Origin of the sequence: Citrobacter sp. Cpo015, from assembly GCF_030333035.1 — a bacterium.
Taxonomy (GTDB): domain Bacteria; phylum Pseudomonadota; class Gammaproteobacteria; order Enterobacterales; family Enterobacteriaceae; genus Citrobacter; species Citrobacter portucalensis.
Genome location: NZ_JAOWGS010000037.1, coordinates 898427 through 915476, shown reverse-complemented (window position 1 = coordinate 915476; position 17050 = coordinate 898427). Strand labels below are relative to the sequence as shown.

Genomic DNA, 17050 nt, shown 5'->3' with positions numbered 1-17050 from the left:
CTGTCAGGACTCCTCATGGCCTGGTTCTGGTTCACGGTCCCACGACAGACGCGGATCAAATGTCATCGCAGAAAACATTGTCATAATGACGACTAAAGCAAACATCAAAGCACCCATTGCAGGATAAATGTTCATTAACCCTCCCATGCGCACCAGCGCAGAGAGTACCGCAATCACAAAGACGTCGATCATTGACCAGCGACCGACAAATTCCACAACTTCATAAATCAGGTGCATACGTTCGCTGTCACGTTTGCCGTGGCCTTTGGCATCCCAACATAACCAGGCAATGGCGATCATTTTCAACGTCGGCACCATAATACTGGCGATAAAAATAACCGCAGCCACCGGGTAAGAGCCTTCGCTCCAGATTAAAACCACCCCCTCAAGTATCGTTGATGGCAGCTTTGACCCGAGCAGATCGGTAATCATAATCGGCAAAATATTGGCAGGAAGATAAAGCATGATTGACGTAAACAGTAATGCCAACGTCCATTGCAGACTGTTTTTACGCCGCACATAGCCTTTCGTCTGGCAGCGCGGACACACCCGCTCATCAGCGGGAAGAATCGCGGTGCAGCAAGAGCAGGAACGCAGTCCCTGTCGAATGCCGGGCACGCCAGGTTTTAACTCCTGCTTAATCACTGGCATTGGCGCAATATCATCCCACAGCCAGCGACGGTCAACGCACTGGAATGCGCGCAGTTGCAAAACGCAAAAGAAGCACCACGGAATAAAGCTGCTGCCCACGCCGATATCGCCGTAAGCCATAAGCTTAACGAAGCTGACCAGCACGCCGGCAAGGAAGATTTCCGCCATCCCCCAGCTTTTTAACTGGAACAGGACGCGTGCAAGACCCGCCTTAAGTCTGGCGGGCATCTGCACCCGATTCACCAGCAGCAGGATAGTCAGCAGGCAAAACGCGGGGACCAACTGCACGAATAATAAAAAGAAGGTGCCGAGACTGGCGTAGTCTTCAGAAAAGAGAACGCTGGGGATCTCCATCAACGTCACTTCGCTGCTCACCCCTGCAACGTTCATATTCACAAAGGGGAAGAGATTTGACAGAAGCAGCATGAACAATGCTGCTAAAACATAGGCGGTAGGACGCTGCCGCGGCGCGTCCCACTCAACCGTTAACGTAGTGCCACATCGTGGACATGCCGCTTTCTGACCATGCTCAAGGCGAGGTAACGCCACCAGCATGTCACACTGCGAGCACAAAATATGCTTCGCGGCATGGTGATGTTCGCACATATGTGCTCCTTTAAATTATGCGCCGTTCTTCAAAGACTCAAGATACTCCCAGCGCTCAAAGGCTTGCTCAAGTTCTTGTTCCGCTTCGTTCAGATTAGCTAATACCTGCTGTGTTTGCTCATGTGGCTGACTGAAAAAAGCGGCGTCAGCAACCTGAGCTTGTAGTCTTTCCAGTTTAGCTTCCAGTTCTTCAAGCTGAGCGGGGAGCTGCTCCAGTTCGCGCTGCAGTTTATAGCTTAGTTTGCTCGTGCCACGTTTGACAATTTCTGCTTTAGGAGCAACAGCTTCCTCTGTTTTTTTCGCGACCGGTTGTTTAAACGCCACATACTGAGATTGCTGGCTGCGCGCGTCATGATAACCGCCGACATAACGACCAATTTTACCACCGCCCTCGAAGATCCAGCATTCAGTTACAGTATTATCCACAAACTGACGGTCGTGGCTTACCAACAGTACAGTCCCCTGATAGCTATCAATTAGTTCTTCAAGCAGTTCCAGCGTTTCGACGTCAAGATCGTTCGTTGGTTCATCGAGAATCAAAAGATTGCTGGGTTTCAGAAAAAGACGCGCCAACAGCAGGCGATTTCGTTCCCCACCAGAGAGCGCTCGCACTGGCGTCATCGCGCGTTTCGGATGGAACAGGAAGTCCTGCAGATAACCCAGCACATGGCGAGGTTTACCGTTAACCATCACCTCTTGCTTACCTTCAGCCAGGTTGTCCATCACGGTTTTATCGGGATCCAGTTCGGCGCGGTGCTGATCGAAATAGGCCACTTCCAGCTTGGTGCCGACGTGAATGCGTCCACTGTCAGCCTGAAGCTGGCCTAACATCAGCTTCAGCAGCGTTGTTTTTCCGCAGCCGTTCGGTCCGATTAGCGCAATTTTGTCGCTGCGCTGTACCTGTGCTGAGAAATCTTTTACCAGTTGCTTTCCATCAACCTGGTAATCCACGTTCTCCATTTCGAAAACAATCTTGCCTGAACGGCTCGCCTCTTCGACCTGCATCTTCGCCGTGCCCATCACTTCGCGGCGTTCGCCACGCTCGCGACGCATGGCTTTCAGCGCGCGCACGCGGCCTTCATTACGGGTACGGCGCGCTTTGATCCCCTGACGGATCCAGACCTCTTCCTGCGCCAGCTTGCGGTCAAACTCTGCATTTTGTAACTCTTCTACGCGCAGCGCTTCTTCTTTTTCCAGCAGATACTGATCGTAATTCCCCGGATAAGTCACCAGCTTGCCACGATCGAGGTCAACGATACGCGTCGCCATATTTCGTATAAATGAACGGTCATGGGAAATGAAGATGATTGTCCCATTGAAGGATTTCAGGAACCCTTCCAGCCAGTCGATGGTTTCAATATCCAGGTGGTTTGTTGGTTCATCCAGCAGCAGTACACGCGGATTGCTCACTAACGCGCGGCCCAGCGCCGCTTTACGCAGCCAACCGCCTGAAAGCGAAGAAAGTGCGGCGTTTGGATCCAGCCCCAACTGCTCCAGCACTTCATTAATACGGCTTTCGAGCTGCCACAGATTGTGATGATCGAGCATTTCCTGAACCCGCGCCATCTCATTCAGATTTCTGTCGCTCGGATCAGTCATCACCAGACGCGAAATATCGTGATAACGTTTGAGATACTCGGCCTGCTCTTCGATACCCTCGGCAACGAAATCATACACGCTGCCTTCAACATTACGCGGCGGATCCTGTTGCAGACGCGCCACAACCAGATCCTGCTCATAAATGATACGCCCGTCGTCAAGCCCCTGCTCACGGTTCAGGATCTTCATCAGCGTCGATTTACCTGCGCCGTTACGGCCAACCAGACAGACGCGTTCGTTATCTTCGATATGCAGTTCTGCATTATCAAGAAGCGGCGCATCGCTGAACGACAGCCATGCACCATGCATACTGATCAATGACATTTATTTATCCTTTCAGGCTGCGGTAATCAGCCAGCAATTGTGGATCTGACGGTTACGGGCAAAATCCTGGGAAAGCGTTTTTTGGGTAATTTCTTGTGCTTTCAATCCCAGTTCAGCCAAACCGTCGAGATCCATACGGAACCCACGTTTGTTGTTGGAGAACATGATCGTGCCGTCTTTACGCAGCAGACGTTTCAGATCTTTCATCAGCGCCAGATGATCGCGCTGCACATCAAACGAATCTTCCATACGTTTTGAGTTAGAGAACGTCGGCGGATCGATGAAAATCAGATCAAACTGTTCATTCGCATCACGCAGCCAGCCCAGGCAATCGGCCTGAATTAAACGGTGAGCGCGACCGCTCAATCCGTTCAGGCGCAGGTTACGTTCCGCCCATTCCAGATAGGTACGCGACATATCGACCGTCGTGGTGCTACGCGCACCGCCCAATCCTGCATGTACGCTGGCGCTACCGGTGTAGGAAAACAGGTTGAGGAAGTCCTTACCTTTACTCATCTGCCCCAACATGCGGCGCGCAATACGGTGATCAAGGAATAAACCCGTATCAAGGTAGTCAGTCAGGTTAACCCACAGGCGCGCGTTGTACTCGCTTACCTCAATGAATTCCCCCTTCTCATTCATCTTCTGATACTGATTCTTGCCTTTCTGACGCTCACGGGTTTTCAGCACCAGTTTGTTTGGCGCGATTTCCAATACTGACAGCGTGGCGGCAATGATGTCGAACAAGCGTTGACGTGCTTTTTGCGCATCGACCGTCTTCGGCGGTGCGTATTCCTGAACCACGACCCAATCACCGTAACGATCTACTGCAACGTTGTATTCCGGCAGGTCAGCGTCATACAGGCGATAGCATTCAATGCCTTCCTGACGCGCCCATTTTTCCAGCTTCTTAATATTCTTGCGCAGGCGGTTGGCATAATCTTCCGCTACCGTAGCCGGCTTGCTGTCCGCAGTGGTCTCTGCAACGTGATAATTCTTCTGCACACAATCCAGCGGGCCGTTTTTCGCTTTGAACTGCTTGTCGGCACGTAATTGCAGGCTGCTGAGCAGATCCGGCGAGGCGCTGAACAGCGACAAATTCCAGCCGCCAAACTGGTTTTTCATCGTACGGCCCAGCAGGCTGTGCAGGGCAATCAGCGCCGGTTCGCTATCCAGACGTTCGCCGTAAGGCGGGTTACTGATAACTGTCCCATACGGTCCTTTCGGCAGCGGATTGCTCAGTTTGGCGACATCTTTCACGTCAAACGTCATCAGATCGGCGATACCGGCGCGGCGAGCATTACTACGCGCTTTTTCAATCACGCGCGCATCGCTATCGGATCCATAAAAATGCGAGGTATAGTCAGCCAGTCCCTTACGCGCACGCACCTGCGCTTCGGCTTTAACTTCTTGCCAGACAGCTTCGTCGTGTTGCGCCCAACCGCTGAAGCCCCAGTATCCACGGTGCAGACCCGGCGCGCGATCGGTCGCCCACATTGCCGCTTCAATCAGCAGCGTGCCGGAACCACACATCGGATCGAGTAACGGGGTTCCCGGCTGCCAGCCAGAACGCATAACAATTGCCGCGGCCAGCGTCTCTTTAATCGGTGCCTGACCCGCGCGATCGCGATAGCCACGCTGATGCAAACCGTCACCGCTCAGATCGAGCGCAATGCTGGCAGTATCTTTGTTCAACCAGACGTTGATGCGCAGATCCGGAGATTCACGATCCACATTCGGACGCGGCATATTTTTGCGGGTAAAGGCATCGACAATCGCATCCTTGACCTTCAGTGCGCCGTACTGGCTGTTACGAATGGTCTCGTTCAGCCCGCTAAAATGGACGGCAAACGTAGCACCAGGGTTAAATATCTCTGTCCAGTCGATTGCCTGAACGCCGAGGTACAGATCAAGATCGCTGTAGACCTTGCACTCTCCCATCGGCAGGATAATGCGCGAGGCCAGGCGGCTCCACATCAGGCTCTGGTAAACAAGCCGCGTGTCGCCCTTAAAATGGACCCCACCCTGAACGACCTGACACTCCAGCGCGCCGAGGTTTTCCAGTTCAGTTTTTAACAGCTCTTCCAGCCCGCGGGCCGTACTGGCAAACAGAGAATTCATAATGTCACTTTTACTCCAAGAAAATTGCTGCGCATTATAGCTAATATGGGCTGTATGTCATAAAGTTGAAGGCTTATTTTCATTCGAGGGGCTGTACAGTGGTCACGTTAACCCGACTTTTTATTCATCCGGTTAAATCAATGCGCGGCATTGGGCTTACGCATGCCCTGGCAGATATTAGCGGTCTCGCCTTTGATCGCATATTTATGATCACTGAACCTGACGGAACGTTCATAACCGCCCGCCAGTTCCCACAAATGGTCCGTTTTACGCCTTCCCCATTCCACGATGGACTGCATCTTACAGCTCCAGATGGCAGCAGCGCGCTCGTGCGATTTGCCGACTTCGCTCCCCAGGATGCACCAACAGAAGTATGGGGAAACCATTTTACCGCGCGTATTGCGCCAGCGGCTATCAACCAGTGGCTTAGCGGCTTTTTCTCCCGTGAAGTACAGTTACGCTGGGTCGGCCCGCAGCTGACGCGCCGTGTAAAACGCCATGTTGATGTTCCTTTATCCTTCGCTGATGGTTATCCTTATCTGCTGGCCAACGAAGCATCCCTGCGCGATGTGCAACAGCGCTGTCCGGCAAGCGTCAAAATGGAACAGTTTCGCCCCAATATAGTGGTTTCAGGAGCTGGTGCCTGGGAAGAAGATACCTGGAAAGTGATTCGCATTGGCGAGGTTATTTTTGATGTAGCAAAACCCTGTAGCCGCTGTATTTTCACGACAGTTAGCCCGGAAAAAGGCCAGAAACATCCATCCGGTGAACCGCTTGTCACATTGCAAACCTTCCGCACTGCGGTAGATAACGGCGATGTCGATTTCGGTCAGAATCTTATCGCGCGTAACAGTGGCGTTATTCGCGTCGGCGATGAGGTAGAAATTTTGGCAACCGGCCCCGCCAGAGCGTACGGCGCGGCTGAATCAGACGAAACTACACCCGAACAACAACCTGATGCCACGGTGCTTATTGACTGGCAGGGACAGACCTTTCGCGGAAATAATCAGCAGGTATTGCTTGAGCAGTTGGAAAACCAGGGTATCCGGGTTCCCTATTCATGCCGGGCAGGCATTTGCGGATGCTGTCGAATTCGGCTGGTAGAAGGCGAAGTTAGCCCGTTGAAGAAATCAGCGATGGGGGACGACGGAACAATTCTTTGCTGCAGCTGTGTTCCCAAAACGGCAATCAGGCTGGAGAGCTAAACCGCCTGCTCAAGGCTGAAATTGTCAACAACGGCCTGCGGTTTCAGTCTGTCATTCATTATTTTAATCGCATCGCCAAGCTGCATCGTACGCCCGGCGATAACCACGCCAGGTTGCGCAAGCAGGCAAAGCGCGGCGTTTTCACCCGGCTCAACCACTAACAGGTTTACCTGTTCATCGGTATCGCTTAAATCAACACAGGCTGCGTCACCCACGACCGGCGACCAGTTAATACCGTGTGCGACAAAGTGCCAGCTTTTTGGCATTTGCGGTTTGAGATAACGAACCGCCACCAGCGCATTAAGCACCAGTTCCGCTTTTTGTTCTTTGGCTAAATCCAGGTAGCGACATTTTTCTTCAAAGGAAAAATAAAGCGCGGCGTCATCAACACAAAAACCTGACGGAGAAAATGCATCAGGAGTGAGCATTTTACGAGCAAAACGCGAACGGAATAACATGCCATTGGCTAAATCGAGCATCATTCGATCGTGCTCTTCATCATAATACCAGCGCCAGTTATCGTCGGGTTTAATTCGCATCAGTTTCTCTCCTTTCCTTAATCATCACCGTTACGACAGTATCCTTTTGCCGCTTCGTTTATTGCCCTAATAATAAAAGCTCAGAATGTTTAAATAAGCAACAGTAAAGGAATATAAAACAACCAGGGCTAGAAATAAAGCCCTGGTTTGTGATTAAGGTAGCATTCAGATATTGCTGACGATTTCTTTTATCAACGGCGGACCTTTAAAAATAAAGCCCGAATAAATCTGTACGAGGGTTGCACCAGCAGCTATTTTCTCACGTGCAGCAATCACCGAGTCGATACCACCAACGCCAATAATCGGCAGCTGACCTTTTAATTCCTGAGACAACTGGCGAATAATTTCTGTACTTTTTAATTGCAACGGTCGACCGCTCAGACCCCCCATTTGATCGCAATTTTTCATTCCCTGAACAAGAGAACGATCGAGGGTGGTGTTAGTCGCAATTACGCCATCAATATTATGACGAACTAAACTATCGGCGACCTGGATCAGTTCTTCCACAGAAAGATCCGGCGCGATCTTTACCGCCACCGGAACATATTTATGGTGGATCGCTTGGAGATCATTTTGCTTATTTTTAATTGCCGTCAGGAGATCGTCCAGCGCCTCGCCGTATTGCAGCGTACGTAATCCCGGCGTATTCGGCGAAGAGATATTAATCGCGATATAGCCAGCATAGGCATAGACTTTTTCCATACAAATCAGATAGTCATCTTTACCGTTCTCTACTGGGGTATCTTTGTTCTTACCAATATTAATACCCAGAATACCGTCGAAATGCGATTTTTTAACGTTCTCAACCAGGTTATCAACCCCGTGGTTATTAAACCCCATGCGGTTGATCAAACCTTCTGCATCGACCAGACGGAACAGACGCGGTTTATCGTTACCCGGCTGAGGGCGTGGCGTCACGGTACCAATCTCAATGGAACCAAATCCCATCGCGCCGAGCGCATCAATGCACTCCCCGTCTTTATCCAGTCCGGCAGCAAGCCCGAGCGGATTTTTAAACGTCAACCCCATACAGGTAACCGGTTTTGCCGGTACTTTCTGGCGCACAAGCGCTTCAAGCGGTGTGCCGGTAATGCGACGTAATTGCTGGAATGTCAATTCATGAGCGCGCTCTGGATCGAGCTGAAAAAGGGCTTTACGAACGAAGGGGTAGTACATGAACTCTCCTGGATTCCCGGTGTGCAAACCGGGGGCGTATTATGTGCGATCGCGAGCAAAAAGGGAATTGACCTGCGGCAATAAATAGCAATCGTTTTCCTCGCCCCTGCCTTTTTATTCAATTTCCAACTTTTCTATCCCGTATAAATCATTTCGATAAACAAAGCCTCTCTGCCAGACTGCACAAATTGTTATCAATGTTAATTAAAAGCAAACAATTGGTTATAAGTGGAGAATGAAATTATGCGCGTCATCACTCTGGCGGGGAGCCCTCGCTTTCCTTCTCGCTCCAGTGCGTTACTGGAATATGCCCGAGAAAAACTAAACGATCAGGATGTCGAAATCTTTCACTGGAATCTGCACAACTTTACCCCGGAAGACCTGATCTATGCCCGTTTCGACAGTCCGGCGCTGAAGACATTTATCGAACAACTGCAGGATGCTGACGGGCTGATTGTCGCAACCCCGGTCTATAAAGCCGCTTACTCTGGCGCACTGAAAACGCTGCTCGATTTGCTCCCCGAGCGGGCGCTGGAAGGAAAAGTGGTTTTGCCGCTGGCGACAGGCGGCAGCGTAGCGCATTTACTGGCCGTCGATTACGCCCTGAAACCGGTCCTGAGCGCGTTAAAAGCTCAGGAGATCCTGCACGGCGTGTTTGCCGATGATTCGCAGGTCATCGATTATCAACATAAACCGCAGTTTACGCCCAACCTGCAGCAGCGTCTGGACAGTGCGCTCGACACCTTCTGGCTGGCGTTGCATCGTCGCGATATCCAACTCCCTCACCTGAACACCCTGCGAGGTGCCGCCCATGCTTGATCTTCTCAAGCGTCACACGTTCTGGCTGGCGCTGACCGGGTTGTTGTCGCTGTCAACCCTGGGGCATGCCGCAGAATCGGCCCCCGATGCCCTGCGCATTGGTTATCAAAAAGGAAGCGTCAGTATGGTGCTGGCTAAAAGCCATCAGCTACTGGAGAAACGCTACCCGCAGACCAAAATCTCGTGGGTTGAATTCCCGGCTGGGCCGCAAATGCTGGAAGCACTCAATATCGGCAGTATCGATCTCGGCAGTACCGGTGACATTCCGCCGATTTTCGCCCAGGCAGCCGGGGCCGATCTGGTTTACGTGGGCGTCGAGCCGCCCAAACCGAAAGCCGAAGTGATTCTGGTGCCAAAAAATAGCCCGATCCAGAGCGTCGCGCAGCTTAAAGGACATAAAGTCGCCTTCCAGAAAGGCTCCAGCGCCCACAATTTACTGCTCCGGGCGCTGCAACAGGCCGGACTGAAATTTACCGATATTCAACCGACGTATCTGACTCCCGCCGATGCGCGAGCGGCCTTTCAGCAAGGAAACGTGGATGCGTGGGCTATCTGGGATCCCTATTATTCCGCCGCGTTACTGCAAGGTGATGTACGCGTACTGAAGGACGGCTCAGACCTCAAGCAAACCGGTTCGTTTTATCTCGCCGCCCGTCCTTATGCCGAGAAAAATGGCGCTTTTGTACTTGGCGTACTGGATACCTTTAGCCAGGCCGATGCGCTAACGCTCAACCAGCGCCAGCAAAGCATTACCCTGCTGGCCAAAACCATGGGGCTGCCCGAACCGGTGATTGCGTCTTATCTGGATCACCGTCCGCCAACCACCATTGTGCCAGTCAACGCCTCTGTTGCTGCCCTGCAACAACAAACCGCCGATCTGTTTTATGACAACCGTTTGGTGCCGAAAAAAATCGATATTCGCCAGCGTATCTGGCAACCCACTCAGCAGGCAGGAGAAAAATTATGAGTCTGAATATGTTCTGGTTTTTACCCACCCACGGTGACGGTCATTATCTTGGAACGGAAGAAGGTTCGCGCCCGGTCGATCACAGTTATCTGCAACAAATCGCGCAAACGGCCGATCGTCTTGGATTTACCGGCGTCCTGATCCCAACCGGTCGCTCTTGCGAAGATGCCTGGCTGGTCGCCGCTTCGATGATCCCAGTCACCCAGAGATTAAAGTTTCTGGTCGCGCTGCGCCCAAGCGTCACCTCGCCAACGGTTGCCGCACGTCAGGCTGCGACGCTCGACAGACTCTCAAATGGCCGGGCGTTATTTAACCTGGTGACCGGCAGCGATCCGCAGGAGCTGGCAGGTGACGGCGTGTTCCTCGATCACACAGAACGATATGAAGCCTCTGCTGAATTTACTCAGGTCTGGCGGCGCTTGCTGCAAGGTGAAACGGTGGATTTCAACGGCAAACATATTCATGTCCGCGGCGCGAAGCTGCTTTTCCCTCCCGTTCAACAACCCCGGCCACCACTTTATTTCGGCGGCTCGTCTGATGTCGCACAAGACCTTGCTGCCGAGCAGGTTGATCTTTATCTGACCTGGGGCGAGCCGCCGGAACAGGTGAAAGCGAAGATTGAACAGGTGCGGGCCAAAGCAGCGGCGCTCGGGCGCAAGATCCGCTTTGGTATTCGTCTGCATGTGATCGTACGGGAGACAACCCACGAGGCGTGGCAGGCAGCGGATCGTCTGATAGCCCACCTTGATGACGACACCATTGCCAAAGCCCAGGCCGCCTTCTCAAGAACGGATTCGGTTGGTCAGCAGCGAATGGCTGCACTGCACAATGGTAAACGCGACAAACTGGAAATTAGTCCGAACCTGTGGGCAGGCGTTGGACTGGTACGCGGTGGTGCGGGTACCGCGCTGGTCGGAGATGGTCCGACTGTCGCGGCGCGTATCAACGAGTATGCCGCGCTGGGAATCGACAGCTTTGTGTTGTCCGGATACCCACATCTGGAAGAGGCATACAAGGTTGGCGAGCTGCTGTTCCCGCATCTGGATGTTGCTATACCGGAAATTCCGCAGCCGCAATACCTGCAACAACAAGGTGAAGCGGTGGCAAACGAATTTATCCCGCGCAAAGTCGCGCAAAGTTAAGGAGCGGCTAATGGCAACGCCGAAAAACAGGTGGTTATTACGCCTCGCGCCCTGGTTTTTACCGGTAGGTTTGGTGGCGCTCTGGCAGCTCGCATCTTCAATGGGCTGGCTGTCCACTCGCATTCTGCCCTCTCCGGAAGGTGTTATCGAAGCTTTCTGGACGCTTTCCGCCAGTGGCGAGCTTTGGCAGCATCTGGCCATCAGTTCCTGGCGCGCGCTGATCGGATTCTCCATCGGTGGATCGATTGGCCTGACGCTGGGACTGATCAGCGGTCTTTCGCATTGGGGAGAACGCCTGCTGGATACCTCGGTGCAGATGCTGCGTAACGTACCGCATCTGGCGCTGATCCCGCTGGTGATTTTGTGGTTCGGCATTGATGAATCCGCCAAGATCTTTCTCGTGGCGTTGGGCACACTGTTCCCAATTTACATCAACACCTGGCATGGGATCCGTAATATCGATCGTGGGCTGGTAGAAATGGCGCGCAGCTATGGATTATCCGGCTTTTCACTGTTTGTTCATGTGATCCTCCCCGGCGCCCTGCCCTCGATTATGGTCGGCGTGCGTTTTGCTCTCGGGCTGATGTGGCTGACGCTGATTGTGGCGGAAACCATTTCTGCCAATGCCGGTATTGGTTACCTGGCGATGAACGCCCGCGAATTTCTGCAAACCGATGTGGTCGTGGTGGCCATTATTCTCTACGCCCTGCTCGGCAAACTTGCCGACGTCAGCGCCCAACTGCTGGAGCGAGTCTGGCTACGCTGGCATCCGGCTTACCATGTAAAGGAGGCTACCGTATGAATACCGCTCGCCTGAACCAGGGTACACCGCTGTTGCTGAGCGCCGTGACAAAACAATACGCCGCCAATACAGTGCTCAATCAATTAGATTTGCATATTCCGGCCGGACAGTTTGTTGCCGTGGTTGGCCGCAGCGGCGGTGGTAAAAGTACATTGCTGCGTCTGCTGGCAGGGCTGGAATCGCCCACCTCAGGCGCATTACTTGCCGGAACCACCCCACTGGCGGAAATTCAGGATGATACACGTATGATGTTCCAGGATGCGCGTCTGCTGCCATGGAAGACGGTTATCGATAATGTGGGCCTGGGTTTGAAAGGTCAGTGGCGCGATGCGGCCCGAGATGCGCTGGCCGCAGTTGGGCTGGAGAGTCGTGCTCACGAATGGCCGACTGCGCTGTCCGGTGGACAAAAACAGCGTGTAGCCCTGGCACGGGCATTAATTCATCGCCCTGGTTTGCTGCTGCTGGATGAACCCCTCGGCGCTCTGGATGCCCTAACCCGCCTTGAAATGCAGGATCTGATCGTCTCTTTATGGCAAGAGCACGGCTTTACCGTACTGCTGGTCACTCATGACGTCAGTGAAGCGGTGGCTATGGCCGATCGCGTGTTGCTGATTGAGGACGGAAAAATCGGACTGGATCTTACGGTGGATATTCAGCGCCCCCGCCGTTTGGGATCGGTACGGTTAGCCGATCTGGAAGCGGAAGTGTTGAACCGGGTTATGAAACGCGGCGAGACGGAACAACCAATCCTTCGACATGGATAACCGCTCAGAAAACCAGGCCCGGTAGCGCTTACCGGGCCTTTTGCCGGATGGCGGTGTTACCGCCTTATCCGGCCTACTAAACTACAGGTCAACGTTTCAGGCTAACGCTTTGTCAATCTTCTCGAACAGATCGCCGGAGAGATTCTCCAGACCTTTCAGCTGTTCCAGCGCCGCACGCATTTTCGCCTGACGTTTTGCATCATAACGTTTTAAGCGAATTAGCGGCTCAATCAGACGTGACGCCACCTGCGGGTTACGACTATTAAGCTCAGTCAACATGTCGACCAGGAACTGATATCCACTACCATCTTCCGCATGGAATGCCGCCGGGTTGCTACCCGCAAAGGCACCGATCAGCGAACGAATTCGGTTCGGGTTACTCATACTGAAAGAGCGATGCTTCAGCAGGCCGCGTACCGTTTCCAGCACGTTTTTCGCCGGGCTGGTGGATTGCAGGATAAACCATTTGTCCATCACCAGACCGTCATGGTGCCACTTATCGTCATACTCCTGCATTAGCGCGTCGCGACAAGGCAGCTGCGCCGCCACTGCCGCGGATAGCGCCGCCAGCGCATCGGTCATATTGTTCGCTTCACGATACTGCTTGCTTACCAACGTGTCAGCCAGATGGGTTTCGCCAAAGGCCAGGAAACGCAGGCAGGCGTTACGCAGCGTACGCTTGCCAATATCGGCATGCTCAACGCGGTACTCATCAAGATGATTAGCGTTATAGATGGCGAGGAATTCATCTGCCAGCTCGGCCGCCAGCGTGCGGGTTAACGCTTCGCGTACTTCGGTTATCGCCACCGGATCGATGATATCGAACAGTTCAGCTATTTCATTTACTGAAGGCAGCGTCAGGATCTCTGCCGCCAGCGCCGGATCGATTTTCTCATCCAGTAAAATTGCGCGGAATGCATCAGCCACGTGTACCGGCAGCGACAGCGGTTGTCCCTGCTGATGACGGGCAACGTTAAGCTTAATATAGGTCGCCAGCAGGCTTTGCGCCGCGTCCCAACGAGAGAAATCGTTACGCGCATGACGCATCAGGAAGGTCAGCTGCTGATCGCTCCATTTGTATTCCAGTTTTACCGGCGCGGAGAATTCGCACAGCAGCGCCGGAACCGGCTGGAAGTAGACGTTATCAAAGACAAAGGTCTGCTCTGCCTGGGTGACGTTGAGTACAGAATTCACCGGGTGCCCGCCTTTTTGTAGCGGGATCACTTTCCCTTCGTTGTCATACAACTCGAGGGCGAAAGGAATATGCAGCGGCTGTTTTTCGGCCTGATCCGGCGTGGCCGGCGTGCGCTGGCTGATCGTCAGCGTGTACTGCTCAGTTGACGGATTGTAGTCATCACGCACGGTCAGAATCGGCGTACCGGACTGACTGTACCAGCGGCGGAAATGGGAGAGATCAACGTTAGAAGCATCTTCCATCGCCTGCACGAAATCATCACAGGTTGCAGCACTGCCGTCATGACGCTCAAAGTACAGTTGCATCCCTTTCTGGAAGTTAGCCTCACCGAGCAGGGTGTGGATCATACGAATGACTTCAGCGCCCTTTTCGTACACGGTCAGGGTATAGAAGTTGTTCATTTCAATGACCATATCCGGACGGATAGGATGCGCCATCGGGCTGGCATCTTCAGCAAACTGCAGACCACGCATGGTGCGCACATTGCTGATGCGGTTTACCGCGCGTGAGCCGAGATCGGAACTGAACTCTTGATCGCGGAACACGGTTAAGCCTTCTTTCAGGCTCAACTGGAACCAGTCACGGCAGGTCACACGGTTGCCGGTCCAGTTGTGAAAATACTCATGACCGATAACGCGCTCAATATCGAGGTAGTCTTTGTCGGTGGCGGTATCGGTACGTGCCAGCACATATTTGGAGTTAAAGATGTTCAGACCTTTATTCTCCATCGCGCCCATGTTGAAGAAATCCACGGCGACAATCATATAGATGTCGAGGTCATACTCGAGGCCAAAGCGCTCTTCATCCCATTTCATGGAGTTTTTCAGCGAGGTCATCGCCCACGGCGCGCGGTCAAGGTTGCCGCGATCGACGTACAGTTCCAGCGCCACCTCACGCCCGGAACGGGTGGTAAAGGTATCGCGCAGAACGTCGAAATCACCGGCTACCAACGCAAACAGATAGCACGGTTTCGGGAACGGGTCCTGCCACTGTACCCAGTGACGACCATTTTCCAGTTCGCCCTGCGCCACACGGTTGCCGTTGGAGAGCAGGAACGGATATTGGGTTTTATCGGCGATAATTTTGGTGGTAAAACGCGCCAGAACATCGGGTCTGTCGAGATACCAGGTAATATGGCGGAACCCTTCTGCTTCACACTGGGTGCACAGCGCTTCGCCAGACTGGTACAGCCCTTCCAGCGCAGTATTGGCCGCCGGGCTAATTTCATTCACGATACGCAGCGTAAAACGCTCCGGCAACTGACTAATGACCAGAGCGCCCTCTTCTTCTTTATACTCTGTCCACGGCTCGTCGTTCACGTGGATCGACACCAGGGTCAGATCTTCGCCATTCAGGCGCAGGGGCACATCAGACGCGCCATGACGGACAGCCTGGCTCACTGCGGTGACCACGGTTTTTTCAGCATCCAGGTCAAAGGTCAAGTCAATATCAGTAATCTGGTAATCCGGCGCACGATAGTCGTGACGGTATTTGGCTTGTGGCTGTTGTGTCATAAAAAAACCTTTAGCATCTTTAATAGAGTCTCGGCTTCAGTCTATTCCTGTTGCGTAAATCGCGCTACGCAGAATGTTCATCTTTTCAGGCACAAACACCCTTTTTGCTACATTTTCATAACACGTGGCACGAATTGCCCTCGACCAGAAAGAGAGCTTATGGTGTGATCGGGGTTCAATAAATCGCTAAACAGGGTATACTCCAGCGGTTTTCTTAGTTGTTTATTGTACTAAACGCTCCCGTGAGAGGATGCTACTGCGCACCTATGACACAATTCGCTTCTCCTGTTCTGCACTCGCTGCTGGATACAGACGCTTATAAGTTGCATATGCAGCAAGCCGTTTTTCACCACTACTATGATGTACAAGTAGCGGCTGAATTTCGTTGCCGTGGCGATGACCTGCTCGGTATTTATGCCGATTCTATTCGTGAGCAGGTGAATGCTATGCAGCACCTGCGACTGCAGGAGGATGAGTACCAGTGGCTCTCCGGCCTGCCTTTCTTTAAAGCTGATTACCTCACCTGGTTACGTGATTTCCGCTATAACCCGGAACAGGTTCACGTCACCAATGATAACGGCAAGCTAAACATCCGCTTAACCGGTCCGTGGCGTGAAGTGATCATGTGGGAAGTCCCGCTGTTAGCTGTGATTAGCGAACTGGTACACCGTTACCGTTCACCTGAATCAGGCGTCCCGCAGGCACTCGATGAGCTGGAAAGCAAACTAGTAGAATTCTCTGCTTTAACGAAAGATGTCGATATGTCCCGCTTCCATTTGATGGATTTCGGTACGCGTCGTCGTTTTTCGCGCGAAGTACAGCAGGCTATCGTTAAACGCCTGCAGCAAGAGCCCTGGTTTGTCGGCACCAGTAACTACGATCTGGCCCGCCGCCTGTCATTAACCCCAATGGGTACGCAGGCGCATGAGTGGTTCCAGGCTCATCAGCAAATCAGTCCAGAACTTGCCACCAGCCAGCGCGTAGCCCTGGCAGCCTGGTTAAATGAATACCCTGATCAACTCGGCATTGCATTGACCGATTGCATCACCATGGACGCATTTTTACGCGACTTTGGCGTTGAGTTCGCTACCCGCTACCAAGGGTTACGCCATGACTCAGGCGATCCGGTGGAATGGGGTGAAAAAGCCATCGCTCATTATGAAAAACTGGGTATTGATCCGCTGAGCAAAACGCTGGTCTTCTCAGATAATCTCGATCTGAAAAAAGCGATTGAACTCTACCGCCACTTCTCTTCCCGCGTACAGTTGAGTTTTGGTATTGGGACACGGCTAACATGCGACATTCCGCAGGTTAAGCCACTCAATATTGTGATCAAGCTGGTGGAATGTAACGGCAAACCGGTGGCGAAGTTATCTGACAGCCCGGGTAAAACCATCTGCCACGATAAAGCATTTGTTCGTGCACTGCGCAAAGCCTTCGATCTCCCGCATATCAAAAAAGCCAGTTAAGCCTTCCAGGGAGCCATTTTGGCTCCCTTTTTCGCGTTTATTTCCGAAATCTTTCACTCCAGCTACGAATTCTGCTTGTCTGATTGCAGATGCCAGGTAACATAGGTATCCCCCCATTACGGGTGGACATGTGTTTATATATCCGACTATTAACAGA

Annotated in this window: 13 protein-coding genes; 7 read left to right on the top strand and 6 right to left on the bottom strand. The window is 52.7% G+C overall.

Annotation, left to right across the window (positions count from 1 at the left end; translation table 11 throughout):
• Positions 1-3: 3 nt before the first annotated feature.
• From pqiA to rlmKL, 3 genes are read right to left on the bottom strand one after another with little or no spacing between them, the layout of a single operon-like run.
• Entirely contained in the window at positions 4-1257 is a 1254-nt protein-coding gene (pqiA, locus tag OGY67_RS20070) for a membrane integrity-associated transporter subunit PqiA (protein WP_234692927.1), read from the bottom strand.
• A gap of 15 nt (positions 1258-1272) precedes the next feature.
• Positions 1273-3180 (bottom strand): ABC transporter ATP-binding protein, encoded by a 1908-nt coding sequence (locus tag OGY67_RS20065; RefSeq protein ID WP_008784281.1) that lies wholly within the window; start codon positions 3178-3180, stop codon positions 1273-1275.
• Between the two features lie 12 nt (positions 3181-3192).
• Positions 3193-5301: a bifunctional 23S rRNA (guanine(2069)-N(7))-methyltransferase RlmK/23S rRNA (guanine(2445)-N(2))-methyltransferase RlmL gene (rlmKL, locus tag OGY67_RS20060; RefSeq protein WP_003831977.1), complete on the bottom strand. Its 2109-nt coding sequence runs from the start codon at positions 5299-5301 to the stop codon at positions 3193-3195.
• Positions 5302-5399: 98 nt separating this feature from the next.
• Here rlmKL and OGY67_RS20055 point away from each other — a divergent pair, with 98 nt between their 5' ends.
• On the top strand, positions 5400-6506 hold the full coding sequence (locus OGY67_RS20055) for a YcbX family protein (protein ID WP_239606314.1): 1107 nt from the start codon (positions 5400-5402) through the stop codon (positions 6504-6506).
• Here OGY67_RS20055 and zapC read toward each other — a convergent pair.
• Together zapC and pyrD are read right to left on the bottom strand one after the other, a co-directional pair.
• Complete coding sequence (gene zapC / locus OGY67_RS20050; protein WP_286574434.1) at positions 6503-7045, bottom strand: cell division protein ZapC; 543 nt, start codon at positions 7043-7045, stop codon at positions 6503-6505. The two genes, OGY67_RS20055 and zapC, sit on opposite strands and share 4 nt — an antisense overlap.
• A gap of 165 nt (positions 7046-7210) precedes the next feature.
• Positions 7211-8221 (bottom strand): quinone-dependent dihydroorotate dehydrogenase, encoded by a 1011-nt coding sequence (pyrD, locus tag OGY67_RS20045; RefSeq protein WP_003831973.1) that lies wholly within the window; start codon positions 8219-8221, stop codon positions 7211-7213.
• A 243-nt stretch (positions 8222-8464) separates the two neighbouring features.
• Here pyrD and ssuE point away from each other — a divergent pair, with 243 nt between their 5' ends.
• Genes ssuE through ssuB form a run of 5 tightly spaced genes read left to right on the top strand, consistent with a single transcriptional unit; the run spans position 8465 to position 12715 of the window.
• Positions 8465-9040: an NADPH-dependent FMN reductase gene (ssuE, locus tag OGY67_RS20040; protein WP_221922572.1), complete on the top strand. Its 576-nt coding sequence runs from the start codon at positions 8465-8467 to the stop codon at positions 9038-9040.
• On the top strand, positions 9033-10007 hold the full coding sequence (locus OGY67_RS20035) for a sulfonate ABC transporter substrate-binding protein (RefSeq protein ID WP_234692923.1): 975 nt from the start codon (positions 9033-9035) through the stop codon (positions 10005-10007). Before ssuE ends, OGY67_RS20035 begins: the two co-directional genes overlap by 8 nt.
• Positions 10004-11149, top strand: coding sequence for an FMNH2-dependent alkanesulfonate monooxygenase (gene ssuD, locus OGY67_RS20030; protein ID WP_048214511.1), 1146 nt, complete (start codon positions 10004-10006; stop codon positions 11147-11149). Before OGY67_RS20035 ends, ssuD begins: the two co-directional genes overlap by 4 nt.
• A 10-nt stretch (positions 11150-11159) precedes the next feature.
• Complete coding sequence (gene ssuC, locus OGY67_RS20025; RefSeq protein ID WP_234692922.1) at positions 11160-11951, top strand: aliphatic sulfonate ABC transporter permease SsuC; 792 nt, start codon at positions 11160-11162, stop codon at positions 11949-11951.
• Positions 11948-12715 (top strand): aliphatic sulfonates ABC transporter ATP-binding protein, encoded by a 768-nt coding sequence (gene ssuB, locus OGY67_RS20020; protein WP_234692921.1) that lies wholly within the window; start codon positions 11948-11950, stop codon positions 12713-12715. Before ssuC ends, ssuB begins: the two co-directional genes overlap by 4 nt.
• 96 nt (positions 12716-12811) lie before the next feature.
• On the opposite strand, the gene pepN is transcribed toward ssuB, so the two are convergent.
• Positions 12812-15424, bottom strand: a complete 2613-nt coding sequence (gene pepN, locus OGY67_RS20015; protein WP_286574433.1) for an aminopeptidase N — start codon at positions 15422-15424, stop codon at positions 12812-12814.
• A gap of 266 nt (positions 15425-15690) precedes the next feature.
• Between pepN and pncB the strand changes: the two genes are divergently transcribed.
• Complete coding sequence (gene pncB, locus OGY67_RS20010; protein WP_020996513.1) at positions 15691-16893, top strand: nicotinate phosphoribosyltransferase; 1203 nt, start codon at positions 15691-15693, stop codon at positions 16891-16893.
• Positions 16894-17050: the final 157 nt, after the last annotated feature.